This is a genomic window from Nonomuraea rubra (assembly GCF_014207985.1).
Lineage (GTDB): Bacteria > Actinomycetota > Actinomycetes > Streptosporangiales > Streptosporangiaceae > Nonomuraea > Nonomuraea rubra.
The window spans coordinates 8,957,318-8,983,094 of record NZ_JACHMI010000001.1; the positions used below are offsets into that span (position 1 = coordinate 8,957,318).

At 70.4% G+C, this 25,777-nt stretch carries 29 protein-coding genes and 1 pseudogene; 11 read left to right on the forward strand and 19 right to left on the reverse strand.

The window, feature by feature from the left end:
* Positions 1–90: 90 nt before the first annotated feature.
* Both HD593_RS40750 and HD593_RS40755 read right to left on the reverse strand, forming a co-directional pair.
* Positions 91–1,788 (reverse strand): GAF domain-containing protein, encoded by a 1,698-nt coding sequence (locus HD593_RS40750; RefSeq protein WP_185107631.1) that lies wholly within the window; start codon positions 1,786–1,788, stop codon positions 91–93.
* 71 nt (positions 1,789–1,859) lie between these two features.
* Complete coding sequence (locus HD593_RS40755; protein ID WP_185107633.1) at positions 1,860–2,390, reverse strand: DoxX family membrane protein; 531 nt, start codon at positions 2,388–2,390, stop codon at positions 1,860–1,862.
* A gap of 221 nt (positions 2,391–2,611) precedes the next feature.
* On the opposite strand from HD593_RS40755, the gene HD593_RS40760 reads away from it, so the two are divergent.
* The 3 genes from HD593_RS40760 (at position 2,612) to HD593_RS64695 (ending at position 4,620) form a co-directional block, all read left to right on the forward strand.
* Entirely contained in the window at positions 2,612–3,328 is a 717-nt protein-coding gene (locus HD593_RS40760; RefSeq protein ID WP_185107635.1) for a CBS domain-containing protein, read from the forward strand.
* Between the two features lie 110 nt (positions 3,329–3,438).
* Complete coding sequence (locus HD593_RS40765) at positions 3,439–4,080, forward strand: response regulator transcription factor (protein ID WP_185107637.1); 642 nt, start codon at positions 3,439–3,441, stop codon at positions 4,078–4,080.
* A gap of 96 nt (positions 4,081–4,176) precedes the next feature.
* Complete coding sequence (locus tag HD593_RS64695) at positions 4,177–4,620, forward strand: pyridoxamine 5'-phosphate oxidase family protein (protein ID WP_312904066.1); 444 nt, start codon at positions 4,177–4,179, stop codon at positions 4,618–4,620.
* On the opposite strand, the gene HD593_RS40775 is transcribed toward HD593_RS64695, so the two are convergent.
* The 12 genes and pseudogenes from HD593_RS40775 to HD593_RS40810 form a co-directional block, all read right to left on the reverse strand.
* Positions 4,522–5,004 carry a universal stress protein gene (locus tag HD593_RS40775; protein WP_185107639.1) on the reverse strand — a complete coding sequence of 161 codons (483 nt, stop codon included), beginning with the start codon at positions 5,002–5,004 and terminating at the stop codon, positions 4,522–4,524. The two genes, HD593_RS64695 and HD593_RS40775, sit on opposite strands and share 99 nt — an antisense overlap.
* Positions 5,005–5,106: 102 nt before the next feature.
* Positions 5,107–5,484 carry a flavodoxin family protein gene (locus tag HD593_RS40780; protein WP_185107641.1) on the reverse strand — a complete coding sequence of 126 codons (378 nt, stop codon included), beginning with the start codon at positions 5,482–5,484 and terminating at the stop codon, positions 5,107–5,109.
* 1 nt (position 5,485) lies between these two features.
* A complete protein-coding gene (locus HD593_RS40785) occupies positions 5,486–5,989 on the reverse strand; it encodes a CBS domain-containing protein (protein WP_185107643.1) in 504 nt (167 codons plus the stop codon).
* Positions 5,986–6,825 (reverse strand): universal stress protein, encoded by an 840-nt coding sequence (locus HD593_RS40790; RefSeq protein ID WP_185107645.1) that lies wholly within the window; start codon positions 6,823–6,825, stop codon positions 5,986–5,988. Before HD593_RS40790 ends, HD593_RS40785 begins: the two co-directional genes overlap by 4 nt.
* A gap of 121 nt (positions 6,826–6,946) precedes the next feature.
* On the reverse strand, positions 6,947–7,078 hold the full coding sequence (locus HD593_RS65595) for a hypothetical protein (protein WP_281402921.1): 132 nt from the start codon (positions 7,076–7,078) through the stop codon (positions 6,947–6,949).
* A gap of 82 nt (positions 7,079–7,160) precedes the next feature.
* Positions 7,161–7,313: pseudogene (locus HD593_RS65600) on the reverse strand (amino acid kinase family protein); the annotation flags it as partial.
* Positions 7,258–7,845 (reverse strand): amino acid kinase family protein, encoded by a 588-nt coding sequence (locus HD593_RS62395; RefSeq protein ID WP_312904068.1) that lies wholly within the window; start codon positions 7,843–7,845, stop codon positions 7,258–7,260. The gene HD593_RS62395 and the pseudogene HD593_RS65600, both read right to left, overlap by 56 nt.
* Positions 7,842–8,099 (reverse strand): hypothetical protein, encoded by a 258-nt coding sequence (locus HD593_RS60645; RefSeq protein ID WP_221525228.1) that lies wholly within the window; start codon positions 8,097–8,099, stop codon positions 7,842–7,844. The genes HD593_RS62395 and HD593_RS60645 overlap by 4 nt, the downstream gene beginning before the upstream one ends.
* Complete coding sequence (locus tag HD593_RS65330; protein ID WP_350669076.1) at positions 8,027–8,266, reverse strand: hypothetical protein; 240 nt, start codon at positions 8,264–8,266, stop codon at positions 8,027–8,029. Before HD593_RS65330 ends, HD593_RS60645 begins: the two co-directional genes overlap by 73 nt.
* Positions 8,199–8,618, reverse strand: coding sequence for a Rossmann-fold NAD(P)-binding domain-containing protein (locus HD593_RS60655; RefSeq protein ID WP_221525229.1), 420 nt, complete (start codon positions 8,616–8,618; stop codon positions 8,199–8,201). Before HD593_RS60655 ends, HD593_RS65330 begins: the two co-directional genes overlap by 68 nt.
* A complete protein-coding gene (locus HD593_RS40805) occupies positions 8,615–9,157 on the reverse strand; it encodes an arginine deiminase family protein (RefSeq protein ID WP_185112428.1) in 543 nt (180 codons plus the stop codon). The genes HD593_RS60655 and HD593_RS40805 overlap by 4 nt, the downstream gene beginning before the upstream one ends.
* 9 nt (positions 9,158–9,166) lie before the next feature.
* Complete coding sequence (locus tag HD593_RS40810; RefSeq protein WP_185107647.1) at positions 9,167–10,060, reverse strand: amino acid permease; 894 nt, start codon at positions 10,058–10,060, stop codon at positions 9,167–9,169.
* Between the two features lie 436 nt (positions 10,061–10,496).
* Here HD593_RS40810 and HD593_RS40815 point away from each other — a divergent pair, with 436 nt between their 5' ends.
* Genes HD593_RS40815 through narI form a run of 4 tightly spaced genes read left to right on the forward strand, consistent with a single transcriptional unit; the run spans position 10,497 to position 17,114 of the window.
* Complete coding sequence (locus HD593_RS40815; protein WP_185107649.1) at positions 10,497–14,150, forward strand: nitrate reductase subunit alpha; 3,654 nt, start codon at positions 10,497–10,499, stop codon at positions 14,148–14,150.
* Positions 14,150–15,796: a nitrate reductase subunit beta gene (gene narH, locus HD593_RS40820; RefSeq protein WP_185107651.1), complete on the forward strand. Its 1,647-nt coding sequence runs from the start codon at positions 14,150–14,152 to the stop codon at positions 15,794–15,796. The genes HD593_RS40815 and narH overlap by 1 nt, the downstream gene beginning before the upstream one ends.
* Positions 15,793–16,407, forward strand: coding sequence for a nitrate reductase molybdenum cofactor assembly chaperone (gene narJ, locus HD593_RS40825; RefSeq protein WP_185107653.1), 615 nt, complete (start codon positions 15,793–15,795; stop codon positions 16,405–16,407). The genes narH and narJ overlap by 4 nt, the downstream gene beginning before the upstream one ends.
* Positions 16,404–17,114, forward strand: a complete 711-nt coding sequence (gene narI / locus HD593_RS40830; protein ID WP_185107654.1) for a respiratory nitrate reductase subunit gamma — start codon at positions 16,404–16,406, stop codon at positions 17,112–17,114. The genes narJ and narI overlap by 4 nt, the downstream gene beginning before the upstream one ends.
* 56 nt (positions 17,115–17,170) lie before the next feature.
* On the opposite strand, the gene HD593_RS40835 is transcribed toward narI, so the two are convergent.
* Positions 17,171–17,782, reverse strand: coding sequence for a hypothetical protein (locus HD593_RS40835; protein WP_185107656.1), 612 nt, complete (start codon positions 17,780–17,782; stop codon positions 17,171–17,173).
* A gap of 208 nt (positions 17,783–17,990) precedes the next feature.
* On the opposite strand from HD593_RS40835, the gene HD593_RS40840 reads away from it, so the two are divergent.
* The gene (locus HD593_RS40840; RefSeq protein ID WP_246546981.1) at positions 17,991–18,743 is read left to right on the forward strand and encodes a sigma 54 modulation/S30EA ribosomal C-terminal domain-containing protein; all 753 of its coding nucleotides are present in this window, start codon (positions 17,991–17,993) and stop codon (positions 18,741–18,743) included.
* A 93-nt stretch (positions 18,744–18,836) separates the two neighbouring features.
* On the opposite strand, the gene HD593_RS40845 is transcribed toward HD593_RS40840, so the two are convergent.
* Entirely contained in the window at positions 18,837–20,057 is a 1,221-nt protein-coding gene (locus tag HD593_RS40845) for an MFS transporter (protein ID WP_185107659.1), read from the reverse strand.
* 364 nt (positions 20,058–20,421) lie between these two features.
* Between HD593_RS40845 and HD593_RS40850 the strand changes: the two genes are divergently transcribed.
* Positions 20,422–21,432, forward strand: a complete 1,011-nt coding sequence (locus HD593_RS40850) for a zinc-dependent alcohol dehydrogenase (protein ID WP_185107661.1) — start codon at positions 20,422–20,424, stop codon at positions 21,430–21,432.
* 235 nt (positions 21,433–21,667) lie between these two features.
* On the opposite strand, the gene HD593_RS40855 is transcribed toward HD593_RS40850, so the two are convergent.
* The 3 genes from HD593_RS40855 to HD593_RS40860 all read right to left on the reverse strand — a co-directional run bounded on the left by HD593_RS40855 (position 21,668) and on the right by HD593_RS40860 (position 22,871).
* Positions 21,668–22,012 carry a universal stress protein gene (locus tag HD593_RS40855; RefSeq protein ID WP_312904070.1) on the reverse strand — a complete coding sequence of 115 codons (345 nt, stop codon included), beginning with the start codon at positions 22,010–22,012 and terminating at the stop codon, positions 21,668–21,670.
* On the reverse strand, positions 21,898–22,143 hold the full coding sequence (locus tag HD593_RS62400; RefSeq protein ID WP_246549315.1) for a universal stress protein: 246 nt from the start codon (positions 22,141–22,143) through the stop codon (positions 21,898–21,900). The genes HD593_RS40855 and HD593_RS62400 overlap by 115 nt, the downstream gene beginning before the upstream one ends.
* A 197-nt stretch (positions 22,144–22,340) precedes the next feature.
* Positions 22,341–22,871: a DoxX family protein gene (locus HD593_RS40860; protein ID WP_185107669.1), complete on the reverse strand. Its 531-nt coding sequence runs from the start codon at positions 22,869–22,871 to the stop codon at positions 22,341–22,343.
* 234 nt (positions 22,872–23,105) lie between these two features.
* Here HD593_RS40860 and HD593_RS40865 point away from each other — a divergent pair, with 234 nt between their 5' ends.
* A complete protein-coding gene (locus tag HD593_RS40865) occupies positions 23,106–24,059 on the forward strand; it encodes an Acg family FMN-binding oxidoreductase (protein WP_185107671.1) in 954 nt (317 codons plus the stop codon).
* Positions 24,060–24,283: 224 nt separating this feature from the next.
* Entirely contained in the window at positions 24,284–25,603 is a 1,320-nt protein-coding gene (locus HD593_RS64700; RefSeq protein WP_312904072.1) for a DUF4389 domain-containing protein, read from the forward strand.
* Positions 25,604–25,777 lie beyond the last annotated feature (174 nt).

Consider the following 25,777-nt stretch of genomic DNA (forward strand, 5'->3'; position numbering starts at 1 on the left):
CCAGCCCACGCGCAGATCGAAACCCACGGCGCGGAACAGGCAACGGCCGAACCAGCGTGCCGGATGCACACGAACCCACGAGCCCAAGGATCAGAGAGGGACGTGCCAGTTCAGCCGCGTCCCGCCCCCCTCCTGGCTCTCCAGCTCAGCGGTGCCGCCCAAGCGTCCGGCCCGTTCTTCGATGTTGCGCAGGCCGCTGCGGCGTCCGCCCTCTCCCAATCCGACACCGTTGTCGCTGACCGTGAGGTTGAGCCGCCGATCCGCGACCGCGATCGAGACCTCGGCCCGGGTGGCGTGGGAGTGGCGCACCACGTTGGACAGCGCCTCCCGCAGGACGGCGAGCAGGTGCTCGGCGACCTGCTCGGGCACGAGGGTGTCGATCTGCCCCTCCATGCGCAGGCCCGGCATGAAGCCCAGATGACCGCCCGCGCCCTCGACCAGGTCGACGATCTGTGCGCGCAGGCCGGGGACGATGTCCTCCCGCGTGCCCTGCAAGGCGAAGATGGACGAGCGGATCTGCCGGATCGTCTCGTCCAGCTCGTCGATCGCGTGCTGCAGCCGCTTGGACGCCTCCGGCCGCTCCACCAGCCGGACCGTGCTCATCAACGTCATGGCGGTGGCGAACAGCCGCTGGATGACCACGTCGTGCAGGTCCTTGGCGATGCGGTCGCGATCTTCCAGCAGGCCGAGCCGTTCGGCGTCCCGGCGGGCCTCGGCCAGCTCCAGCGCGATCGCGGCCTGGCCGGCGAACGACTCGAGCATCTGCTGATCCGCCCTGCTGAAGGGCAGCCGGCCGCTGCGCTTGGTGAGTGTGAGCACCCCGCGCACCCTGGGCATCGTGCCCAGCGGCACCAAGAGAGCGGGACCGTAGCCCAGCCTCCGCAGCGGCGAGTCGAGATCGGGGATGTTCTGCAGGTCGGTCTCGGACAGCGGCTCGCCCTGGGTGAACGCGTCTCCTGCGAGGGTGGCGGCGATGTCGAACGTGGTGCCCAGCAGTTCGTCCGCACCTTCGCCGTCGGCGACCTCCACGGTCAGCGTGCTGCCGGACGCTTCTGGCAGCAGTACCTGGACCAGGTCAGCGTCGCACATCTGGCGGGCGCGGGCCGCCATCGTGGCGAGCACCTCGTGCGGGTCGGCGCCGGACAGCAGGCTGGTGGTGAGCTCCGCGGAGGCCTGCAGCCAGGTCTCGCGCCGCCGCGACTCCGCGTAGAGGCGGGCGTTCTCCACCGCGACGCCTGCCGCGGTGGCCAGCGCGATGACGACGGCCTCGTCCTCCTCGTCGAACTCGCCGCCGCCGCGCTTCTCGGTCAGGTACAGGTTGCCGAAGACCTCGTCGCGGACGCGCACGGGGACGCCGAGGAAGGTGCCCATCGGCGGGTGACCGGGTGGGAAGCCGTAGGACTCGGGGTGGTCGGAGATGCGGCCCAGCCGCAGCGGCCGGGCGTCCTTGATGAGCAGTCCGAGCAGGCCCAGGCCGTGCGGCCAGTGCTCGATCCTGGCGATCTCCTCCTCGCTGAGACCGACCGGGATGAACTGCAGGAGCGTGTTCTCCTCGCCCACCACGCCCAGCGCCCCGTAGCTGGCGTCCACCAGCGTCGTCGCGGTCTCCACGATCCGCCGCAGCACCGTCTCCAGGTCCAGGTCGCTACCTACCGACACCACGGCCTCGAGCAGCGCGTGCACGCGGTCGCGCGTGGCCAGGACGGCATTGAGCCTGGTCTGCAGCTCGGCCAGCAGTTCATCCAGCCGCATCTGAGGCATCAACGGACGATGTTCGCCTTCCGACATGCGATCAGTCTCGCATCCGGGACAGCACGGTGCCCACCCCGGACGTCGGGGTGGGCGCGTGAGGCGTGCAACTACTTGAGCCAGGCGTTGCGCCGGACGATCGGCAGGTTGCCGAGTCCCAGAGTGCCGCCCGCGCCGGCGAGGGTGAGGCCGATGAGGACGATCGCGTAGACGATGTGCTCATCCATGAACGGGTTGTTGGCCAGCGGCAGCTCGGCCGCCCACATCAGCGCCAGCATCAGGCCGCCGGCGGCCGCGGCGACGCGGGTGCCGACGCCCAGGACGAGTGCCAGGCCGATGCCGAGCAGTCCGGCCATGAACAGCCAGTCCACCCATGCCTGTCCCGCGAGTGCGCCGAAGAACCCGCCCAGGGCGTTCTCGCCGGTGCCCTTCAGAAAGCCGGTCGTCGGGCTGCCCCCTTCGATCCAGGCCCGGTTGGCGGGTGTGGCGAAGCCCCAGCCGAAGGTCTTGTCCAGGAACGCCCACAGGAAGACCCAGCCGATCGAGATCCGAGCGATCGCCCAGGCATAGTCGACCGGGCGACGCGCGCCGGTCGTGGTGGTCTCGTGGTACGTGACGGGCTTCGCATACGCGGTGGTCATGATGCCGCCTCCAGCGGGCTGTGTGCCTGTTCTCTTCGTCGCCTCCAGCACATCGGATTCGAGCTGCCGCGTGCAGAGCCGTACGTCCCCGCCCTGCCGGGACCTTCGGCGGGTGCGCGGCGCCGAGACCGCGACCAACGGCCGGGCTCACAAGGTCTTCGGCCCCTACGCGTCACACCGCGGCAAGCGATGTCATGGCAGGCAGGAGCGAAGGGAGGCTCATGATGCGGATCACGGTGAGCGACGTCATGACCAAGCAGGTTGTCGCGGTCGAGCAGGACACGCCATTCAAGGACGTGGCCCGGATGCTGGTGGCGAACGGGATCAGCGCCATGCCGGTGCTGGACTCCGACGGCCGGGTCATCGGCGTGGTCTCCGAAGGAGACCTCATGCGCAAGGAGGAGTTCCGCGAGCAGTATCACGGCGAGAGTTACCAGCCCTCGCTGCGGACAAGGCTGCGCCGGAAAGTGACGGATCGGAGCGAGGACGGCGGTACGAAGGCGGCGGCGGACACCGCCGCGGGTCTGATGACCGCTCCCGCGGTGACGGTCGCGCCGCATGCCTCAACGGTCAGGGCGGCTCGCCTCATGGACGAGTACGGCGTCAAGCGTCTGGTCGTCGTCAACGAGGAGGGCCGGCTGGAGGGTGTCGTCAGCAGGCGGGACCTTCTCAGGACGTACCTGTGCGACGATGAGGAGATCAGGCGCCGCGTCGTCGCCGGCATAACGCCACGGGACAGGTGGAACGACCGCGACGGCATCATTGTCGAGGTGCACGACGGCATCGTCACCCTGTCCGGCTACATCGACCGGCGCAGCCAGGCGGCCGCCGCCGCGCGCACCGCCGAGAGGCTCGACGGGGTCGTCGACGTCCACGAGGACCTCGTCTGGCGGCGAGACGACATCCTCGAGCTTCCTTTCACGTGGGATCGGCCTTGATCCAGCGGACCCTGGTGACCGGCCACGCGACCGCGAGTAGGGCTGGTATGCCGCGACTATCGGGACTTTGGTCACTTTGCGATGTTGCGTGTGTTGGATAGCGTCTGAGCATGATTCGCGTTTTCCTCGTCGACGACCATGAGGTGGTGCGGCGCGGTGTCGCCGCCCTACTGGACTCCGAGGACGACATCGAGGTGATCGGCGAGGCGGGCACAGCCGAGTCGGCCGTGGCGCGTATCCCGGCGCTGCGGCCGGATGTCGCGGTGCTGGACGTGCGGCTGCCCGACGGCAACGGGGTGGACGTGTGCCGCGAGGTGCGCTCCAAGCTCCCCGGGCTGGCGTGCCTGATGCTGACCTCCTTCGCCGACGACGACGCGCTGTTCGACGCGGTCATGGCCGGCGCCGCCGGCTACGTGCTCAAGCAGATCCACGGCTCGGACCTGGTCGGCGCCGTGCGCACGGTCGCCTCGGGCCAGTCGCTGCTGGATCCGCAGACCACCGCCGCCATGCTGCAACGGCTTCGCGACCAGGCCGCCAGGCGAGACCCGCTGGCCGCGCTCTCCAACCAGGAGCGGCAGATTCTCGACCTGATCGGTGAAGGGCTGACGAACCGGCAGATCGGCGAGCGCATGTTCCTGGCCGAGAAGACGGTCAAGAACTACGTGTCGAATCTGCTGTCCAAGCTCGACATGCAGCGACGCACCCAGGCCGCCGCGCTGGCCGCCCGGCTGCGGGCTGACCGACGGGAATGACGGGATCTTCGCCTCTGATGAGGAGCGGCACCGGGCGGTCATTGTTGAGGGTGTGCGACTCGACTCGTCCGGCCTGCAGGTGCTCTCCCGTTCGGAGTGCCTGCGATTGCTGTCGTCCGCGCTGACCGGACGGATCGTCTCACCGATCGCGCCCTGCCCGCCGCCACCCGCAACGCCGTGGTGGCCTTCGAGGCCGACGAGTTCGACCCGGAAGAGCGCACGGGATGGTCGGTCACCGTCATCGGGCATGCGCGCGCGGTGCACGACCCGGCCGAGATCGCCGAACTGGCCGCGCTGCCTCTGACCGCGTGGACGCCGGGCAGCCGTGACCACTACATCGTGGTGGACGCCGAGCAGGTGTCCGGCCGCCGTATCGTCAGGAATGTTCGGCCGTCCGTCGCCCATCTGTGCGCCTCGTCCTCCATACTGTCCGGAGGACATTCACCGCGCCTCGGCCAGCTCCACGGCGACCGGTTGAGAAGCGTCAAGCCCCATCGGGGGTACGACTACCACCGGGCACGGCGGCCGGCGCAGGCATGACAGCACCACCGCGCCCAGCCTGCCGTCCCCGGCGAGCGGGGCGGCCGACCCGAGCACCAGCAGATCGGCCCCCCGGGCCTGCTCGGCGAGCACGGACTCGGGCCTGCCGGGAACGAGCCGTCCCTCGACGCGAATTCCGGGGAACCGGTCCCCCACCAGGGTGAGCGCGCGATTGAGTGCGGCATCGCCGTGCAGCTGCTCGTACGCCAGGTCGTCGTGTGCCGGCTGCCGCGCGTACGGCGCCCTGTACGGGACCCGGGGTTCCCACGCGTGCACGACGAGCAATCGTTCCCCGCGGCCGACGGCTTGTTCCGCGGCCCACAGCAGGGCGGCCTCGCAATTCCTGGTGCCGTCGGCACCGGCCACGATGCGATGAAATCTCATGCCTCAATGATCGAACCGAGGGACCAGGGCAAAACAGGGACGTTCTGCCCTGATGGCCGGGCCTTTGGTCCGGCGGTTCGACCCTCGGGTGTGCCTGTGAGGTCACGATGCGGGGACCGGGAACGACGCCGCGAGGCTCTCACCCCATTGCCTGGCCCGCTCCAGCTCACCCTCGACCAGCGCCCCCCGTATGTCGGTGACGTAGAAGCTCTCAGCGGGTGCGACGGATCTGACGCCGAGGCGGCGCAACCGTCTGGCGACGGCGTGGGCGGCCGGCTGGCGGGTGGAGGCCCGGCTCATCGAGAAGGCGTGCGTCGGCCCGCCTACCACGAGCAGCGCGATCTCCTTCCCGATCTGCGGGGGTGCCGAGCCGACCTCCACCACCTCGGCCCGCATCCGCGTGGCCAGCCCCTCGGCCACCGCCTCGGCGATCTTCTTGGTGTTGCCGTACATGGACTCGTAGATCACTAATGCGTCCATGTCACGCCTCCCTCCAGCTTCGTGTCGGCAGGACCGGTTCTCTTCGCGTCGGCAGGACGGGTTCAAGGCGGAACATGCCGGTCACCACCTCCCCCGGCTCCTCCGAAGGGCTGACCCGACCGGCGACCGCGGCCAGCACGTCCCGGGCGGTGATCAGGCCGACCAGGCCGTCGCCGGACAGGACCGGCACGGCGTCGACGCCGGCGTCGATCATGGCGGCCGTGACCTGGGGCAGCGGCGTCTCCGGCCGCACCCGCGGTCTCCTCTCCCGTCCCAGCAGGCCGCGGACGTGCCGGGTGGACTGCTCCTGCGGCCCGCCGGACCAGGACGCGGCCAGGTCCTCGCGGGTCACGATGCCCAGCAGGTGACTGCCGGCGACGACCGGCAGGTGGTGCACGCCGGCCTGGCGCATCAGCTCCCAGGCCATGAGCGGCGACTCCTCCGGTTTGACGGCGACCAGAACGCGGCTCATCACCTGCCCGGCCGTCAGCGCTTCGACGGTCATGACTGCTCCTTCCGACCGGGCCGGACCACGGCGACCGGGCAGGCCACGTGATGCAGTACGGCGTGGCTGACCGAGCCGAGCAGTGCCGAGGCGAAGCCGCCCAGCCCGCGCGAGCCGACCACGACGAGGTCTGCCGCCTTGGCAGCCCTGGTCAGGGCGGCGACCGGGTGTTCGCAGGGTTGCTCATCAGTGATGACGAGGTCAGGGTTGTTGGTGCGCCAGGGCTCGACCAGCTCGCGTGCCGCGCGCTTCTCCTCCCGCATGACCTGCTCGATCAGGCTGCTGTAGGCGACGGCGTACGGGGAGAAGGACGGCACCTGCCAGGCCGTGACCACGTGCAACTCGGCCCGGCGCCTCATCGCCTGCTCGACGGCGTACTCCATGGCCGCCTGCGCGTGCTCGGAGCCGTCGTAGCCGATCACGACGCGGCCGTGCTCGGCCGGCTGGGATCCGCGGACGACGACGACCGGTCCCATGGCGTGTCCGGCCATCGCGGTGCTCACCGAGCCGAGCATCATCCCGGTGAACCCGCCGAGCCCGCGACTGCCCAGCACCAGGCAGTCGGCCGTGGCGGACTCGGCGATCAGTTCGTCGATGACGTTCCCGGTCAGCAGGTCCGTCGTCACCTTGACGCCGCTGGTGATGTCGCGCGCCCGGTCGGCGGCTGCCTCCAGCGCGCCGGCGCAGTGCTCTGTCCCCTCTCCGTGCGACCGCGGCGCGCACACATGCACGAGTCGCAGGTCGTGCCCGCGCCGCGCGGCGTCGGCCGCCGCCCACTCCACTGCGGCGGAGGACGGGGCGGACCCATCCACGCCGACCACGATCTGACTGGCCATCACTCATCTCCTCAACGGATCGGATCTCGCACTCTCAGCTTCGCCAGGGCGGCGGAAGAACTCCCGAGGAGGAAGTCCTGCACAAGCAGTGCCTTTGGTCCCTGATCGCCAGGCGCGGAGGTCACTCTGCGGGCTGGATGCGGGTGCCGCTGATGCCATCCACCACCCGCGCGAGCTCGTCCAGCGCGCCGATGGCCACCGGCCGGCCGGTGGCGCGGCCGAACGCGCAGGCCGCCGCCACCTTGGGCCCCATGGAGCCGGGGTGTGAAGGAGTCGCCGTCCAGCTTGTCGGGAGTCGCAGTCGTGATGGGACGCTGGCGCGGTGTGCCGTAGTCGGCGTACACGTAGGGCACATCGGTGAGGATGGCCAGCAAGTCCGCTTCGAGTTGTGTGGCGAGCAGCGCAGCGACGGCGTCCTTGTCCACGACCGCCTCAATGCCCGTGAGGTCGCCGCTGACGGGGGCGCCGCCTCCGCCACCGGCGATCACGACTGTGCCGGCGTCCAGCAGCCGGGCGATCGGGCAGTTCGACGACGCGTTCGGGCCGCGGCGAGGGCACGACGCGACGGTAGCCGTGCCGTTCCCGGACGAAGGTCCAGCCACGCTCGGTCGTGAGGCGTTCGGCGTCCGCCTCCGGATAGCAGGGGCCGATGGGTTTCTCCGGATGGTCGAAGGCCGGGTCCGCGGGGTCCACGACGACCTGGGTGACGAGAGCGGCGACCGGCACGTCCGGCAGGTGGCGGCCGACGCCTTGGGCGAGCCAGTAGCCGATCATGCCCTGGGTCTCGGCGACAAGGGTGTCGAGCGGGTAGCCGCGTTCCAGGGTGGGGTCGCGTTCGCTCTCCTCGGCCAGCAGCCCCACCTGGGGGCCGTTGCCGTGCACGACGAGGATCTGGTGGTGGGTGGCCAGGCGGGCGATCTGCTCGGCGGCGTGGGCGGCGTTGCGGATCTGCGTGGCCGCGTCGGCCCGTTCCCCGCGGTGCAGCAGCGCGTTGCCGCCGAGCGCGATGACGATCCTCACCTTGCGCCTGCCAAGGTGGGGCCGACCAGCGCTTCCAGGACCGCCTGTGCGGTGGGTAGGCGGTTGGCGGCCTGGGGAAACACCTGGGAGGCCGGGCCGTCGATGACGTCCCCGGCGACTTCCTCGCCGCGGTGGGCGGGCAAGCAGTGCAGGAAGACCGCTCCAGGTGCGGCTTCCCTCATCAGGCCGGCGGTGACGCGGTATGGGGTGCGCGCCGCGGTCCTGGCCGTCTTCTCCTCGATGGGATCTCCCATGGACTGCCGGCCAGCGCGGTGGCCTCCATGAGGCTGTGGGTGACGTTGGTGGCGGGGCCGACGTAGGCCAGTTTGCGCCCGCGCAGCTCACCGAAGTGCTCACGCAGGGTCAGCAGGTCGGCGAGCGCCTGCAGCGGGTGATGGGCGTCGGTGAGCGCGTTGATCACCGGGACCTCGGCGGACCGGGCGAACCCGTGCCACGTCGTCGTGGTCGAAGGTACGGATCACGACGGCGGCGGCGTAGGAGCCGATGACCCGGGCGGTGTCGGCGATGGTCTCGCCCCTGCCGAGCTGTAGCTCGGCAGGGGCGACGGTGAGCGGGACGCCGCCCGGGCGGACGACGGCGGTCTCGGTGGAGACGCGGGTGCGGGTGGAGGGTTTGGCGAAGTGGAGCAGCACCGTCTGTCCTTCCAGCGGGTCGCCTGCGGCACCGGGGTGGCGCTTGAGGTGTTCGGCCCGGTCGAGCAGGTAGGCGAGGTCGTGCTCGGTCAGGTCGGCGATGCGCAGCAGGTCTTTCACAGGGGGTTCCTCTCGATGGGGCAGCTCATGCAGCGGGGGCCGCCACGGCCGCGGCCGAGTTCGGCACCGGCGATGGTGATGACCTCGACGCCGTGTTTGCGGAGCATGGTGTTGGTGGTGACGTTGCGTTCGTAGGCGACGACCACGCCGGGCGCGATGGCGAGCACGTTGGTGCCGTCGTCCCACTGCTCGCGTTCGGCGGCCCACACGTCCTGTTCCGCGCGCAGCACAGTGGCCGCGCCAAGCGCGGTGAACAGGTCGTCGTTCTCGCGCACCCGCAACCCTGGGGTGAGGGTGAACGAGCGCAGCGGAGGCAACTCGGGGTGGACCACGAAGACGCCTCGGTCGATCATCGTCATGACGGTGTCGAGATGCATGAACGCCCGCTTGGACGGCAGCGCGGCGGCGATCACCCTGTCAGCGGCGCCGGCCTCGAACAGGCGCCGGGCCAGCAGTTCGATCGCCTGCGGGGTGGTGCGTTCGCTCATCCCCACCAGGACGGTGCCGTCGCCGACGACGTGGATGTCGCCGCCCTCGATGGTGGCCGGCTACTCGGCCTCGGCCGGGTACCAGACCGGAGCCCGCCCGGCGAACATGGGGTGGAAGGCGGTGCCGGCCCAGTCGCCGAACATGACCGCGGCGGCGTCCGCGAACGGGGCGGTGGAGTCCACCAGCACCTGGCGGGGGACGGCGGCGAACACGGCGAGAGTGCCCAGGATGTAGACGGCGGCAGTGACGGCCGTGCCGATGACCGTGGCGCGCGGGATCGTCCGCTCGGGGTGCTCCACGTCCTCGGCCGGGACGGTGGCCGACTCGATGCCGATGAACGCCCACAGCGTCAGGGACGCGGCGGCGGTCACGGCGCCGAACGTGCTCTGGCCGCTGGGGTTGAACGGGGTGAAGTCGCCGGCGTCGATGAAGAACGGCGCGGCCACGGCGAGCGCGACCAGCGGGAGCAACTTGGCGACGGTGGTGACGGCCTGGATCCAGCCGCCCTGCCGTACCCCGCGCACGTTGACGGCGGTCAGCAGCCAGATCGCCGCCAGCGCGACGCCTGCCGCGAGCAGGGCGGTGTCGCCGAGGGCGGGCCAGAAGTAGCCGAGGTAGCTGACGAAGGCGACGGCGATGGCCGCGTTGCCGACCCAGACCGCGATCCAGTAGCCCCACGCGGTCTGGAAGCCGACGAAGTCGCCAAAAGCACGGCGGGCGTAGGCGTACGGGCCGCCCGTCTTGGGGTAGGCGCGGCCGAGGCGGGCGAGGACCAGCGCCAGCAGCAGAGCGCCGGTCGCGGTCAGTGTCCAGGCCACCAGGCTGGCACTGCCGAAGGCGGCCAGCGAGGCAGGCAGCAGGAACACGCCTGAGCCGATCATGTTGCCGACGACCAGCGCGGTCGCCATCCACGGACCCAGCTTGCGGCGTCGTGTCAGCGGAGTGACGGACATGATGATGTCCTACTTCCAGGATCATCACCAGCACATCAGTGGCGTAGTAGCAGGTACGGAGGCCAACGTCCTCGATTCCTGATGACCTTGGTCCCCTTCGCAGCTGCCCTTCGACCGACCTGGTCGCCCCCAGATCAAAAAGCGTGAAAGCCGGCGTTCGACACGAAGGGGAACCATGACGGCCACGCGATCACGTTCGAGGCTTGACGCGGCAGGGTGGGCGAGCGCGACACCGCGCACTCGATGGCCCCAAGGTTCCCGTCCTGGTCAACCCCGCTGACAAGGGGTGGGAGATTGCCCCTCAAACGCTCGCACGCAGCCTCCCCTGAGCAGGAACCCTCACACTTCCGGCCGGTTCGAGTTTCCCCGCCTCTTGTTGGGCTAAGACAACACCCATACCGGACATGTCGGATTCGTGACGGCAGGGACGAGTGATATGGCGGGCATGGATGGATCGGTCAGCGACGCGCTGCTGAAGATGGGCCGGCATCTGCGGCCGGGTACGGTCTCGGCGGACCTGCGGTCGTTGTACCAGGTGGGCGGCCGGCAGTCGGACGCCTTCTATCGGGATCGGTGGAGCCATGACAAGGTGGTGCGCTCCACGCACGGGGTGAACTGCACGGGTTCGTGCTCGTGGAAGGTCTACGTCAAGGACGGGATCATCACCTGGGAGGCGCAGCAGACCGACTATCCGAGCGTCGGCGGTGATCGGCCGGAGTACGAGCCGCGTGGCTGCCCCCGTGGCGCGGCCTTCTCCTGGTACACCTACTCCCCCACCCGGGTGCGTTACCCCTACGCGCGGGGCGTGCTGGTGGAGATGTACCGGGAGGCCAGGGCGCGGCTGGGCGATCCGGTCGAGGCGTGGGCGGAGATCACCACGGACCCAGGCAAACGGGAAAGATACCAGGCCGCCCGAGGCAAGGGTGGCCTGGTACGCGTCACCTGGGACGAGGCCACCGAGATCATCGCGGCGGCGCACGTGCACACGATCAAGACCTACGGTCCCGACCGCGTGGCGGGCTTCTCGCCCATTCCGGCGATGTCGATGGCGTCGCACGCGGTGGGCGCCCGGTTCATCTCGCTGATCGGCGGCGCGATGCTGTCGTTCTACGACTGGTACGCCGACCTGCCGGTGGCCTCGCCGCAGGTGTTCGGCGACCAGACCGACGTTCCGGAGTCGGCGGACTGGTGGGACGCGGCGTACCTGATGTTGTGGGGCTCGAACGTGCCGGTGACCCGCACGCCGGACGCCCACTACATGGCCGAGGCGCGTTACCACGGCCAGAAGGTGGTGGTGCTGGCGCCCGACTACAACGACGCCGCCAAGTTCGCCGACGAGTGGCTGGCCCCGCACCCCGGCACGGACGGCGCACTGGCCATGGCCATGGGCCACGTGATCCTCAAGGAGTTCTTCACGGACCGGCCGACGCCCGCCTTCGCCGACTACGTCAAGCGCTTCACCGATCTGCCGTTCCTGATCCGGCTGCGAGAGCGCAACGGATCATACGTGCCGGACAAGTTCCTCACCGCGGCCGACCTGGGTCAGGAGGGCCAGGAGGCGGCGTTCGCCACGGTGCTTGTGGACGCGCGGACCGGCGAGCCGGTCGTGCCGAACGGCTCGCTCGGCTTCCGCTACTCCGACCAGGGGCAGGGCCGCTGGAACCTTGACCTGGACGGAGTGGACCCGCTGCTGACCTGTCTCGGGCCGGAGTCGGTGCCGGTGGCGCTGCCACGCTTCGACGGTCACGGCGATGGCGTGCTGCAGCGCGGCGTGCCGGTGCGGCGGGTCGGCGCTCACCTGGTGACCACGGTCTACGACCTGATGCTCGCTCAGTACGGGGTCGCCCGCGAAGGGCTGCCCGGACGCTGGCCATCCGCGTACGACGACGCTGCCGAGCCCTACACCCCCGCCTGGCAGGAGGCGATCACCGGCGTGCCGGCCGCGGCGGCGGCCCGCATCGCGCGGGAATTCGCCCGCAACGCCGAGGAGTCCGGCGGCCGTTCCATGATCATCATGGGTGCGGGGACGAATCACTGGTTCCACTCCGACACGATCTACCGCTCGTTCCTGGCGCTGACGACGCTGACCGGCTGTCAGGGCGTCAACGGGGGCGGCTGGGCGCACTACGTCGGTCAGGAGAAGTGCCGGCCGATCACCGGGTGGGCGCAGCTGGCCTTCGGGCTGGACTGGTCGCGCCCGCCCCGGCAGATGATCGGCACCGCCTTCTGGTACCTGCACACCGATCAGTGGCGCTACGACACCTACGCGGCAGACGTCGTCTCCTCTCCGCTCGGCGAGGGCGCGTTCACCGGCAAGGCCACCGCCGACCTGCTGTCGCTGTCGGCACGTCTGGGGTGGATGCCCTCATACCCGACGTTCGACCGCAACCCGCTCGACCTGGCCGACGAGGCCGCCGCGGCGAGGTCCGACCCAGGGCCCTACGTGGCCGGGCAGGTCGCGGAGGGGCGGCTCGGCTTCGCCTGCGAGGACCCCGACGCGCCCGCGAACTGGCCCCGTGTGCTCACGGTGTGGCGGGCCAACCTGCTCGGCTCCTCCGCCAAGGGCAACGAGTACTTCCTGCGTCATCTGCTGGGCGCCGACTCGGCCGTCCGTGCCGACGAGGCCGCTCCCGAACAGCGGCCAGAAGGCGTCGCCTGGCCGCAGGAGGCGCCTCGGGGCAAGCTCGACCTGCTGCTGTCGCTGGACTTCCGGATGACGTCCACCACGCTGTTCTCCGACATCGTGCTGCCGGCCGCCACCTGGTACGAGAAACACGACCTGTCCTCCACCGACATGCACCCGTTCGTGCACGCCTTCACGCCGGCGATCGACCCGCCGTGGCAGACCCGCACCGACTTCGCCGCCTTCCACGCCATCGCCAAGGCGTTCAGCGGCCTGGCGAAGACCCATCTGGGCACCCGCACCGACCTGGTCGCCGTTCCGCTCCTGCACGACACCGCCGACGAACTCGCCACCCCGCACGGGCGGGTGCACGACTGGCGCGCGACAGGAGGGAGGCCGACGCCGGGACGCGACTTCCCCAAACTGGTCACCGTCGAGCGCGACTACGGGGCCGTGGCAGACAAGATGGCCGCCCTCGGCCCCCTCCTGGAACGGCTCGGCGCCACCACCAAGGGCCTGACGTTCGACGTCTCCGGCGAGATCGACCGGCTGGGCAGGATGAACGGCACCGTACGCGGCGGCGTCGCCGACGGACGCCCGTCCCTGGCCCGCGACGTCGACATGTGCGAGGCCATCCTGGCCCTGTCGGGCACCACCAACGGGCACCTGGCCGCGCAGGGGTTCACCACGCTGGGCCGGCGTACCGGGACGTCGTTCGACGGCCTGGCCGACGAGCACAGGCAGATCACCTTCGCCGACACCCAGGCCCGGCCGGTGCCGGTGATCACCTCACCGGAATGGTCGGGCAGCGAAAGCGGCGGGCGCCGCTATTCGGCCTTCACCATCAACGTCGAGCACCGCAAACCCTGGCACACCCTCACCGGTCGCCAGCACTTCTACCTCGACCACGACTGGATCCACGAGGCGGGCGAGGCGCTGCCGGTCTACCGGCCACCGCTGAACATGACCGCGATGTTCGGCGAGCCCGGCGTAGGAGAGTCCGGCGAGAACGGCATCACGGTGCGTTATCTCACCCCGCATTCCAAGTGGTCCATCCACTCCGAATACCAGGACAACCTGCTCATGCTCACCCTGTCACGCGGCGGCCCGACCATCTGGATGAGCCCGGCCGACGCCGCCAGAGCGAAGATCGCCGACAACGACTGGGTGGAGGCCGTCAACCGCAACGGCGTCGTGGTGGCCCGCGCCATCGTCTCGCACCGCATGCCCGCGGGCACGGTGTACATGTACCACGCCCAGGAGCGGGTGGTGGACGTGCCCAAGAGCGAGACCTCGGGCCTGCGGGGCGGTATCCACAATTCCCTCACCCGGCTCCTGGTCAAACCCACCCACCTGATCGGCGGCTACGCCCAGCTGAGCTTCGCCTTCAACTACCTGGGCCCCACCGGGAACCAGCGCGACGAGATCACCGTGATCCGCCGCCGCAGCCAGGAGGTCGACTACTGATGCGTGTCATGGCGCAGCTGGCCATGGTGATGAACCTGGACAAGTGCATCGGCTGCCACACCTGCTCGGTCACCTGCAAGCAGGCCTGGACCAACCGGGCCGGCACCGAGTACGTCTGGTTCAACAACGTCGAGACCCGCCCCGGCCAGGGCTACCCCCGCACCTACCAGGACCAGGACCGATGGAAGGGCGGCTGGGAGCTCAACCGGCGAGGCCGGCTGCGCCTGAAGGCCGGCGGCCGGCTCAAGAAACTCTTCTCGATCTTCGCCAACCCGCTCATGCCGGCCATCCAGGACTACTACGAGCCCTGGACCTACGACTACGACCAGCTCTTCTCCGCTCCCATGCAGGCCGACACCCCGGTCGCGCGGCCCCGCTCGCTCATCACCGGCGAACCCACCAAGATCAGCTGGAGCGCCAACTGGGACGACAACCTGGCCGGGGGGCCCGAGCTCGCCCCGGCCGACCCCGTGCTGCGCAAGCTGTCAGGCCAGGTGAAGCTGGAGTTCGAACGGGCGTTCATGTTCTACTTGCCGCGCATCTGCGAGCACTGCCTCAACCCCTCCTGCGTGGCCTCCTGCCCGTCGGGCGCGCTGTACAAGCGGTCGGAGGACGGCATCGTCCTGGTGGACCAGGACCGCTGCCGGGGCTGGCGGATGTGCGTGACCGGCTGCCCGTACAAGAAGGTGTACTTCAACCACCGCACCGGCAAGGCGGAGAAGTGCACGTTCTGCTACCCGCGTGTCGAGGTCGGCATCCCCACCGTCTGCTCGGAGACATGCGTGGGCCGCCTGCGCTACATCGGCCTCATCCTGTACGACGCCGACCGCGTCACCGAGGCGGCCTCCGTTCCTGACCAGAAGGACCTGTTCGAGGCGCAGAAGAGCGTCATGCTCGATCCGCACGACCCCGAAGTGATCACCGCCGCCCGCGCCGCCGGCATCCCCGAGGACTGGCTGGAGGCGGCCCGCCGCTCCCCCATCCACCGGCTGATCTTCGAGTACGGCGTGGCGCTGCCGCTGCACCCGGAATACCGGACGATGCCCATGGTCTGGTACATCCCGCCACTGTCACCTGTGGTGGACGTGCTCGCGGGGACCGGGCATGACGGTGAGGACGCCGGAAACCTGTTCGGCGCCATCGACGCCCTGCGCATCCCCATCGGCTACCTGGCCGAGCTGTTCACCGCCGGCGATCCGGAGCCGGTGCGGGCGGTGCTGCGCCGGCTGGCCGCGATGCGCTCCTACATGCGCCGCATCAACTTGGGCCAGGATCGGGACGAGTTGATCGCCACAGCCGTGGGAATGAGCGGCGAGCAGGTCGAAGGCATGCACCGGCTGCTGGCCCTGGCCCCCTACGACGAGCGGTACGTCATTCCCAAGGCCCACGCCGAGCAGGGCGAGCAATTGGAGGAACTGGCCACCGGCTGCAGCCTCGACTACGAAGGCGGCCCGGGTATGAACGGCCCGTTCGGCGAAGCGTCCGGCATGCCCGCCCCGGTGGCGGTGGAGAACTTCCACGCCCTGCGCGAGCGGCAGACAGGCGAGGACCTGGACGATGCCGGCGAACTGCACGGCCGCGTCAACCTCCTCAACTGGGACGGCAAAGGCACACCAGACGGATTGTTCCCCAGGAGGAAGAAATGAGCGCCGACGTACGTACCGCCCACATGGTGGCCTCGGTGCTGCTCGGCTATCCCGACGAACGGCTGTACGACGGGCTCGGCGTGCTGGCGAAGGCGGTGGACGGGCTGCAGGCGGGTGAGGCGCGCGAGCGGCTGTCGGCCTTCCTCGCCCATGTGGCCGCCACCTATCCCGCCGAACTGGCCGCGCACTACGTGGCGACGTTCGATCTCAAGCGGCGCTGCTGCCCGTACCTCACCTACTACGCCTACGGCGACACCCGCAAGCGCGGCGCCGCGCTGCTGCGCTTCAAGCACGCGCTGAACGCGGCGGGCTTCGAGCTCGCCGACGGCGAGCTGCCCGACCACCTGGCCGTGGTGTGCGAGCTGTCGGCGCGCGGCGCCGTCCGCGAGGCCCGGCGGCTGCTGCTGGAGCACCGCGCGGGCGTGGAGGTGCTGCGCGCTGCGCTGCAGGAGGAACGCTCGCCGTACGCGGACGTAGTCGCCGCCGTGATCGCCACGCTGCCCCCGCCGGGCGCACGCGAGCAGGAGGCCGCGCTACGGCTGGCGGCCGAGGGACCGCCGGCCGAAGCCGTCGGCCTGGAACCGTACGCAGTGATGGAGGCGGGCCGATGAGCATCCTGCTCTGGGTTGTGCTGCCGTACGTGGCGTTGACCGTGTTCGTGCTCGGTCACCTGTGGCGCTACCGCTACGACAAGTTCGGCTGGACCACCCGGTCCTCCCAGATGTACGAGTCACGGCTGCTGCGTATCGGCAGCCCGCTGTTCCACTTCGGCATCCTCGTCGTGGCGCTCGGCCACGTCGGCGGCCTGGTGATCCCCAAGAGCTGGACCGAAGCTCTGGGGATGAGCGAGGAGCTCTACCACCTGTTCGCCGTCGTGCTGGGCACCATCGCCGGCATCGCCACAGTGGGCGGCCTGGCCATCCTGATCTACCGGCGCCGGACGGTCGGTCCCGTGTTCACCGCCACCACCCGCAACGACAAGCTGATGTACGCCGTCCTGGCCCTCACCATCGCCCTCGGCCTGGCCGCCACCGTCCTGGCCAACATCACCGGCGGCGGCTACGACTATCGCACCACCGTCTCACCGTGGTTCCGGTCGATCTTCTCCTTCCAGCCGGAACCCGCCCCGATGGCAGGCGCGCCGCTGCTGTTCCAGCTGCACGCACTCAGTGCGCTGGTGCTGTTCGCGATCTGGCCGTTCACCCGGCTGGTGCACATGCTCACCGCCCCCGTCGGGTACCTCACCCGCCCGTACATCGTCTACCGCAGCAGGGACGAGGAACGGGCCGTCCGACGCGGCTGGGAGCCATCGCGCTGACGTGGAACCAGGCGTGACGGCCGCCGCACGCTCACCGTGGTAGCAGGTGCGGGGATCTATGTGGCGGCCAGCAGCGCCACGTGCGCGACGATCTGGAAGCGGTCGCGGGTAACCTGCGTGTAGGCCTGCGCGGCCGCCTGGCGGATCTCTTCTGCGAGCGCTGTGCTGATCTCGCTCAGGAACGACAGGTACACGTGCACCGTGCCGTCCACCTCCACGAGTCGTATCTGCGGACGCATGCCCGCGCGGCGCAGCAGGGGCCGGACCGCGTCAGCGACGGCCCGCAGAGCTGCGGGGCCGGTCGGCGACACCGCTTCCGCGCAAGTCTCGACCAGCTCGACGGGCTCGCATCTGGATACGGTCTCCTCCAGCCCGGTCCCCGACGGTGTAGGCCCCGCCACCAGCACCGGGACCCCCGCGCGCAGGGCACACATGACCCCGGCCTCTCGCAGCGTGAAGGGGCCCGGCGCCAGCCTGACGTCGACGAGCAGGTCCACATCCCCGCCCGCCAGCGGGCAGCGACCGCCAGGAGCCATGCCGGCACACGGCGCCGTGGAGGGCGCCGCGCCTGGAGGGTGGCAGTAGGCCATCTCGTGTCCTTCGAGGGCGAGCAACGCCCCTGCCACCGCACCGCCGGAAGGGTCCGACTCCGTCATCAGGATCCGCATGGGACCACCTTGTCGCCTGCCGTCACCTCCGGGCAGGGACCAAAGTCCTCGCAGCGGCGGGCGAGAGACCTCGCTCCGGCCCCAGCGACACCTTCCGCCGCAGGAGCCCAACGTCCTTGCCCGGCGGGGACGAAAGTCCCTGGCCGCGGCGTCCGGACTGGCCAGAGGGTGGGGTCATCAGCAACGGATGCGAAGAAGGTGCTCACGCATGAGGCACAGGCCCATCGCTCTTGATCCCGCCGACGTGCAGGTCAAGATCCGTGGCGGGTTCCGGCCCGCCGATGTCCGGCACGCCCAGGAGACCGTGGCTCATCTGGCGCGGCTCGCTCACGAGCCGGTGCTCGGCGCGAGGGTCAAGCTCGGCACCGCGCCCGAGTTCGGCGCCGGGCGGCGGACAGCGGAGGCCGTACTGGATGTCCAGGGGAGACTCGTCAGGGCCCGGGCCAGCGCGGCCTCCGCTCGTGGAGCCGTCCAGCTGCTCGGTGACCGGCTGCGGACGCGGCTGCTGGAGAGCACCAGGGACTGGGAGAACCGGCGGGGGCGCCACCACGGACAGCGTCCAGCCGGGCAGGCCGGCGGGGAGCGGCAGGTCGTACGGCTTCCCGCGGCGGCCCGCGCCGTGCCTGACGAGGCTGTGGTGGACATGGAGGAGCTCGACTACGACTTCCTGCTGTTCACCGAGGACGCGACGGGCCAGGACAGCGTCGTCTACCGCACCGGCGACGGCTACCGCCTCGCTCAGCTCGTGCCGCAGTCGGATCTGCCGGCTCCGACGTGCGCGGCGATCTCGGTCAGCCCGTTGCCCGCTCCCCGGCTCACCGTGGCGGAGGCCATCGAACGGCTGGAGTTGACCGGGTTCGCGTTCGTCTTCTTCGCCGACACGGACACCGGAGCCGGCCGCCTCGTCTACCACCGCGCTGACGGGGACTACGGCCTCGTCAGCACCGTTCACGACGGCTGACGTCCCCCGGATCGGACCGCGGCCCCCATGGCGTGAGCGGTGCCGCGGTCGTCCGGTATGAGCGGCAGGTAGAGGCGGTGCGTCGCCCGCAGATCAGTCAGCGTGTGCTCGCGCGGCGGTCAGGGCACGTACCGCGGTCAGGGTCAGGAGAACGGCCAGCGCGGCGGTGACGGCCAGCAGGCCCAGGCCGAGCCCGTACGAGCCGAGCCGGCCATAGATGAAGCCCATGACCAGCGGCGGCACGAAACCGCCCAGCCCTCCGGCCGCGCCCACCAGGCCGGTGACCGAACCGACCTTGTCGGCCGGGGCGACCTGAGCGACCAGCGCGAACGTGGCGCCGCTGCCCGCGCCCAGCGCCGCCGCCATGGACAGGAACGCGACCGTGCCCACCGGCATCAAGGGAGGTGTCAGCGCCTGGATCGCCGCCATGACGGCGACCACGGCGAACACCCCGGCCAGCACTCGTACCGGGCCGATCCGGTCCGACGCCCACCCTCCGAGCGGCCGCATGAGGACTGCGAGCACCACGAATCCGGCCATTCGATAGGCCGCGTCCGCCTGTTCCAGCCCGTAACCAGTCTGCAGATAGGCCGGCAGGTAGACGGAGAAGGCGACATAACCGCCGAACGCGACGGCGTACAGCAGGCAGGCCTGCCACGTGATCGGCAGCCTGGCCGTGGCCGTGAGCCGCGCGATCAGCGGCTGCCCGGCCACGCTGCGCCCGGGCGCATCCCGAAGAATCAGCCATGAGACGGCCGCGTAGACCGCGAGCACGACCGCCGTGATGACGAACGGGGCGGCGGCGCCGCCGGCGCGCACCAGCGGGACGGTGGTCAGCGCGCTGACGGCGGTGCCTCCCATGCCCGCGCCGAAGATTCCCACTGCGAGCCCGCGCCGCTGCGGCGGGAACCACGCACTGACGAACGGCACCCCGACAGCGAAGGCAGTACCGGCGACACCCAGGAAGAACCCGCCGATCAGCAGCGCAGCCAGCGAGGTCTGCCCTGCGACGCCGATGAACAGAACGGGCGCGATCGTGACGGCAGACACCAGAGGGAACATCACCCGCGCGCCGTACCGGTCAGTCAGCGCGCCCACGGGGATCCGCCCCAGCGAGCCGACGATCACCGGCACCGCCACCAGCAACGCCTGCTGCGGCGCCGAGAGGCCGAGCATCTCCTTGAACCGTGGACCCAGCGGGCTGAGCAGGGCCCAGGCCCAGAAGTTCACCGCGAAGCCTAACGTCGCCATGACCAGCATCAGCACGGCCTGGCCATCCGCCTCGCTCGCCTGTCTCCTACCGGTCTCCGTCATCGAGCTCCGCCTCATCTTGAGGATCTCGCCGGCCAGGCACCGCCGTGGATCGCCGCGTGATTCTTCCCTGGTACCTGCGCACGATCATCAGTTTCCGGCCTCATACCCGTCCGCAAGCACCCAAAGCACGCAACTCGCTAGCAGGCTTCCCGGCCACCGCTCCCACGCTGCGCTGGGCGCATGGCCTCCATGTCGCTTCATGTCGCTTCCCGCCTTACCCGCCGCCCCATGAGGCCGATGGATGACGCAAGGTCCTGCCAGAGGTGACTCGGGACTCCGCGAGTACGGGACCTTCGGCCCTGATGTGGGCGCCGCTGTGACCGGAAGGCTGAAGGCGAGACCCGATGGAGAAAGAAGAACAGTCATGCGTGCTGCCGTCGTCACCGCCTTCGACAAGCCCGTCGAACTTCAGGAGGTGCCCGTACCCGAGCCGGGGCCGTCCCAGGTCCTCGTCCGCATCGAGGCGAGCGGGCTGTGCCACACCGACATCCACGCCGCCCACGGCGACTGGCCGGTCAAACCCGCGCTGCCGTTCACCCCGGGCCACGAGGGCGTCGGCGTCATCGAGGAGGTCGGCTCCGCCGTGACCGGCCGGGCGGTCGGCGAGCGGGTGGCCATCCCCTGGCTCGGCTACGCCTGCGGCACCTGCGAATACTGCGTCAGCGGCCGTGAGACCCTGTGCGAGTCCCAGCTGAACAGCGGGTACGCGATCAACGGCGGCCACGCCGAGTACGCGGTCGCGCACGCCGCCTACGTGGTCCCGGTGCCCGATGGCGTCGCCTCGGCTGAGGCCGCGCCGCTGACCTGCGCGGGGGTGACCACGTACAAGGCGGTCAAGGTCTCCGGTCTGCGGCCTTCCGAACGTGCCGCGATCTTCGGCATCGGCGGGCTGGGCCACCTGGCGCAGCAGTACGCGCAGATCTTCGGCGGCGAGACCATCGCGGTCGACGTCACCGACGAGAAGCTGCGCCTGGCCCGGGAGCTGGGCGCCTCTCACACGGTCAACGCCGCCGTCAGCGACCCGGTCGCCGAGATCAAAGCCCTGGGCGGGGCGGACGTGGCCATCGTGCTGGCCGCGAGTCCGCGCGTGCTGGAGCAGGCGCACGCCTCACTGCGCCGCGGCGGCCGCCTGGTGCTGGTCTCTCTGCCCAAGGACAACACCATGAGCCTGCCCGTCTTCCAGACCGTCCTCGGTGGCATCAGCGTCATCGGCTCCATCGTCGGCACCCGCGCCGACCTGGCCGAGGTCTTCGAACTGCACGCCGCGGGACGCACCAAGGTCGTCTACGAGACGCGCAAGCTGGAGGAGATCAACCAGTCCTTCGACGACGTCCTGGCCGGCACCGTGCCCGCCCGCCTGGTCTTCCAGCTCTGACCACTCCAGAACAAGACGCCGTGCCCGGCCCCGATCCTGATCGGGGCCGGGCTTCGGTTGTCCGGACCGGCCATCGGAGGCTTTCGAGCCTCGACCTCTTCCAGCCGGATCGTTCTCATGATGCATCTGCCCAGAGTGAGGGTCAGCCCGCCACGCCCACAGCTCATGGGGGCGTCCCATGCTGCCCATCCGCGCCGGCGACTCCTGCGCACGCAGTCGTCCAGGTGGTTTCGGGTCATGGTGCCGTTCTGACCACGGCGAGTGGGCACGGGGCGTGGTGCAGCAGCGCGTGGCTGACGGAGCCCAGCACCATCCCGGCGAACGTGCCGTGCCCGTGCGAGCCGACCACCAGGAGCTCCGCACCGGCCGCGGCCTCCCTCAGCACCTCGGCCGGATGGCCGTGCACCAACTCCTCTGCGACGGTCACGTCCGGATGCCGTGCTCGAAGGTCGCCCAGCGCCTCCTTCAGCGCGCCCGGTCCCTCCTGCGCCACGGGGTCGAACCCCTGCTGGGCCCTGGCGTGCACGACTCGCAGCCGCCCACCACGCAGCTCCGCCTCGGCGAAAGCGAACTCCAGCACCCGTGGCGAAGCCGGGAACCGTCCGCACCGGCGACGACCTCACCAGCCGCCGTCGAGGAAGTCTGGCGAACCACGACCACATCGCACGGCGCATGCCCGGCCACCCCGTAGGCGACCGATCCGACGAGCATCCCGCGCACTCCGCCGAGCCCATGGCTGCCCACGACCAGGAACTCGGCGCCGCGCGCAGGGCCGCCTCCCGGGCTGCCCAGCCGACGGCCTCGAGCCCGGCCGCGAGCCGTCCACTCCCACGAGAATCATGATCTCTCCTTCAGGTCAACGAAAACCCGCCCGCCCTGGGGGCAGGGCGGGCGGGTGGCCAGGGCGGCTACTGGAGCCACGGGGTGCGGCGGACGATGGGCAGGTTGCCGAGTCCGAGGGTCCTGCCGGCGCCGGCGAGGGCGAGGCCGATGAGGACGATCGCGTAGATGAGGTGGTCGTCCATGAAGGGGTTGGTGGTCAGGGGCAGCTCGGCGGCCCACATCAGGAGCAGCATCGCGGTGCCGGCGCCGGCGGCGATGCGGGTGCCGATGCCCAGGACGAGCGCCAGGCCGACGCCGGCCAGGCCGGCCATGAACAGCCAGTCCACCCACGCCTGCCCGGCCAGGCCGGTGAAGAAGCCGCCGAGGGCGTGCTCGCCGGTGCCCTTGAGGAAGCCGGTGGTCGGGCTGCCGCCGTTGATCCAGGCCTTGGCCGCCGGGGTGGCGAAGCCGAAGCCGAAGGTCTTGTCCAGGAAGGCCCAGAGGAAGACCCAGCCGATCGAGATCCGGGCGATGGCCCAGACGTAGTCGGCCGGGGTCTTGTGCTCCGCCTTGCCCGCGCTGGTGTGCGTCACAGGCTGGTGGATGGTGGTGGCCATGGCGGGCCTCCCTTTCCTGTTCTGTCGTGCGTCCTTGTCTCACCTCCATCACACCGGTTGTGGCCGCCGGCGCTCAGTGCCGTACGGCCCTCGGCATGAGGACCTTGGTCCTCCCCCACGCCAAGTCGTGGCGCTGCCCGCCGCTGCGCGGGGACCTTCGGCACCGAGGCGGGGCCGTCAGGCCCTCACCGCAGCCGGACCAGGTGCGGCAGCGTCGGTGGCAGGAGGTGTGTGATGTCCGTTTCACTCGCTACCGAGCTCGGCGTCCGACGGCTGCTGGTGGCGGCCGGGCAGGCGCCGTCGGTGTTCAACACCCAGCCATGGCGCTTCAACGTGGTCCGCCGGGAGTTCGTCGAGATGTTCGCCGATCCCGACCGGCGGCTGCGGATCAGCGATCCGCGCGGCCGCAATCAGTACGTGAGCTGCGGCGCGGCGCTGTTCAACCTGCGCCTGGCAGTGCGTACGTCCGGCCGGCGGCCAGTGGTGTGGCTGTTGCCCGCGCCCGAGGCGGAGCCCGAGCTGCTGGCGGCCGTGCGCATGGGCGGGCCGCTGCCCGTCCCCGAGGAGTATCGCGAGTTGTACGACCTCATCCCCGTGCGCCGCACCAGCCGCCGGCCCTTCGCCGACCGTGCTCTGCCACGCGCGGTGCGGGCCGAACTCCGGCAGGCCGCCATGCGGGAGGGAGCGGGGCTGGTGTTCCTCGACCGGCATGCGACGGCCGACACGCTGGACTGTGCCGCCATCGCCGAGGAGGAGCTGGCCCGCGACCACGACTACCGCGCCGAGCTGGCCGCGTGGGCGATGCCGGGCGCGCGGTACGACGGCCTTCCGGGCTACGTCCACGGGCCACGCCCGCTGCGCGATCCAGCGCCTGTCCGGGACTTCGGGCGGCAGGAAGGCGAGGCACGATTCGAGGAACACCCGCAGCTCGCCGTGCTGACCACCATGGGCGATCGCCCCGCGGACTGGCTGCGGGCCGGTCAGGCGCTGCAGCGGGTGCTGCTGGTGGCCGCCGGGCACGGCGTGTCGGCATCGTTCCTGAACCAGCCGCTGGACCTGCGCGACATGCGCAAGCGCCGCGACCCCCACCACCGCCGAGGTCACCCGCAGATGATCATCCGGCTCGGTTACGGGCTTCCCGTGGCGCGCAGCCCACGGCGCCCCGCCGCCGAGCTGGAAACCGCTTGAGGCCCAGAACGACAGCGCTGGACCTCGTCGTCATCGGCCTTGGCTGTGACAGCGTCGCGTCCGGGACGACGGGCACGTGAGCCGGCTGGGTCCATCAGCGCCAGAGTCGGGACTTTCGCCCGCAGGCAGTCGCGCGTGACCGCTGATGTGCTGGTCGCATGAGTACTTATCCGGTGCGGGTCGAGGCTCGGCTCGAGGAACCGCTCAACCGTGGCCTCTGGATCGTGAAGTGGTTTCTCGCCATCCCCCACTACGTCGTGCTGAGCCTGCTGTGGATAGCCTTCGGCGTTCTCACCGTCGTCGCGTTCTTCGCGATCCTGTTCACCGGCCGATACCCGCGCGCGCTGTTCGACTTCAACCTGGGCGTGCTGCGCTGGACCTGGCGGGTCGCCTACTACACCTACGGCGCCCTGGGCACCGACCGCTACCCGCCCTTCACGCTCGGCGCGGCCCCGGACTACCCGGCCACCTTGGAGATCGACTACCCGGAACGACTCTCCCGCGGCCTCGTCCTGGTCAAATGGTGGCTGCTGGCCATCCCCCACTACCTCATCGTGGGCCTGTTCACCAGCGGCAGCATCATCTCCTGGAACAACAGCCTGCCGGACGGCGGCGGCGTCCTCTACACCCTCGACTGGGGCGGTCTCATCGGCCTGCTGGTCCTCATCGCCGCGCTGTCGCTGCTGTTCACCGGCCGCTACCCGCACGGCGTGTACGACCTCGTGCTCGGGATGAACCGGTGGGCGTTCAGAGTCGCGGCGTACGCCACGCTCATGACCGACGCCTACCCGCCGTTCCGTCTCGAACAGGGCGGCCATGAGCTGCCGCGGCTTGAACCGCCGCCCGCCTCGGCGCACACCCCGGCGCGGCACGGCGCCACCTCCATCGTGGCTCTCGCCACCGGCGCCGTCCTCGCCTTCGCCGGGCTCGCCACCGCGGCCACCGGCACCGGCGCCGCCCTGCTCGGCCAGGCTCGCGACGCCGACGGTTTCATCAGCACCGGCCCTCAGCGGGTGGCCACCTCCACCTACGCCCTCACCAGCGAGCAGATCACCATCGCCGGGCAGGGCGTGTCCTTCCTGCGCGACGGCGTGGGCCGCGTCCGCATCAGCGCATCCGGCACCCGCACCCCGCTCTTCCTCGGCATCGCCCGCCAGGACGACGTCACCGCCTATCTGAGCAACGTCACCCACGAACGGGTCACCCCGGAAGGCATCGGTGGCGCCTACGACCGGTATCCGGGGGCGGCCACACCGGCTCCGCCCTCGTCCCAGACCTTCTGGGCGGCCACCGGCACCAGTACCTTGACCTGGGACGTCCAGCCCGGTAAGTGGACCGTCGTCGTCATGAACGCCAACGGCACCCCGGCTGTGGCAGCCGACCTGCGGGTGGCCGCCACCCTTCCCTGGCTGGGAGGGCTGACGGCCGGGCTCTTCATCGCCACGGCGGTCCTGCTGCTCGCCGGCACAGCGCTCATCCTGGTCGGCATCCGCCTGGCCACCGTCCCGACGTCAGCACCCGCACACGCCACGCCGACGCGTTGACGCGACCCCACCATGGCAAGGGCCGACCTCCGCGATCTCTCCAACGAGGTTCCGCATGAAAGCACTGGTCGGGCGCTTGGGAGGAGACTCCCGAGCCACAGCTCATCGAACCGACGGACGCGATCGACCGCATGGGCGCCGTCACGAACTGCGGCACCGGCCTGCACATCCTCA

Coding starts and splice junctions, on each gene's coding strand:
- HD593_RS40750 (WP_185107631.1), bottom strand. CDS start 1,788: ATGTCGGAAGGCGAACATCGTCCGTTGATGCCTCAGATGCGGCTGGAT.
- HD593_RS40755 (WP_185107633.1), bottom strand. CDS start 2,390: ATGACCACCGCGTATGCGAAGCCCGTCACGTACCACGAGACCACCACG.
- HD593_RS40760 (WP_185107635.1), top strand. CDS start 2,612: ATGATGCGGATCACGGTGAGCGACGTCATGACCAAGCAGGTTGTCGCG.
- HD593_RS40765 (WP_185107637.1), top strand. CDS start 3,439: ATGATTCGCGTTTTCCTCGTCGACGACCATGAGGTGGTGCGGCGCGGT.
- HD593_RS40775 (WP_185107639.1), bottom strand. CDS start 5,004: ATGAGATTTCATCGCATCGTGGCCGGTGCCGACGGCACCAGGAATTGC.
- HD593_RS40780 (WP_185107641.1), bottom strand. CDS start 5,484: ATGGACGCATTAGTGATCTACGAGTCCATGTACGGCAACACCAAGAAG.
- HD593_RS40785 (WP_185107643.1), bottom strand. CDS start 5,989: ATGACCGTCGAAGCGCTGACGGCCGGGCAGGTGATGAGCCGCGTTCTG.
- HD593_RS40790 (WP_185107645.1), bottom strand. CDS start 6,825: ATGGCCAGTCAGATCGTGGTCGGCGTGGATGGGTCCGCCCCGTCCTCC.
- HD593_RS65595 (WP_281402921.1), bottom strand. CDS start 7,078: ATGGGGCCCAAGGTGGCGGCGGCCTGCGCGTTCGGCCGCGCCACCGGC.
- HD593_RS60645 (WP_221525228.1), bottom strand. CDS start 8,099: ATGGGAGATCCCATCGAGGAGAAGACGGCCAGGACCGCGGCGCGCACC.
- HD593_RS40810 (WP_185107647.1), bottom strand. CDS start 10,060: ATGTCCGTCACTCCGCTGACACGACGCCGCAAGCTGGGTCCGTGGATG.
- HD593_RS40815 (WP_185107649.1), top strand. CDS start 10,497: ATGGCGGGCATGGATGGATCGGTCAGCGACGCGCTGCTGAAGATGGGC.
- narH (WP_185107651.1), top strand. CDS start 14,150: ATGCGTGTCATGGCGCAGCTGGCCATGGTGATGAACCTGGACAAGTGC.
- narJ (WP_185107653.1), top strand. CDS start 15,793: ATGAGCGCCGACGTACGTACCGCCCACATGGTGGCCTCGGTGCTGCTC.
- narI (WP_185107654.1), top strand. CDS start 16,404: ATGAGCATCCTGCTCTGGGTTGTGCTGCCGTACGTGGCGTTGACCGTG.
- HD593_RS40835 (WP_185107656.1), bottom strand. CDS start 17,782: ATGCGGATCCTGATGACGGAGTCGGACCCTTCCGGCGGTGCGGTGGCA.
- HD593_RS40840 (WP_246546981.1), top strand. CDS start 17,991: ATGAGGCACAGGCCCATCGCTCTTGATCCCGCCGACGTGCAGGTCAAG.
- HD593_RS40845 (WP_185107659.1), bottom strand. CDS start 20,057: ATGACGGAGACCGGTAGGAGACAGGCGAGCGAGGCGGATGGCCAGGCC.
- HD593_RS40850 (WP_185107661.1), top strand. CDS start 20,422: ATGCGTGCTGCCGTCGTCACCGCCTTCGACAAGCCCGTCGAACTTCAG.
- HD593_RS62400 (WP_246549315.1), bottom strand. CDS start 22,143: ATGCTCGTCGGATCGGTCGCCTACGGGGTGGCCGGGCATGCGCCGTGC.
- HD593_RS40860 (WP_185107669.1), bottom strand. CDS start 22,871: ATGGCCACCACCATCCACCAGCCTGTGACGCACACCAGCGCGGGCAAG.
- HD593_RS40865 (WP_185107671.1), top strand. CDS start 23,106: ATGTCCGTTTCACTCGCTACCGAGCTCGGCGTCCGACGGCTGCTGGTG.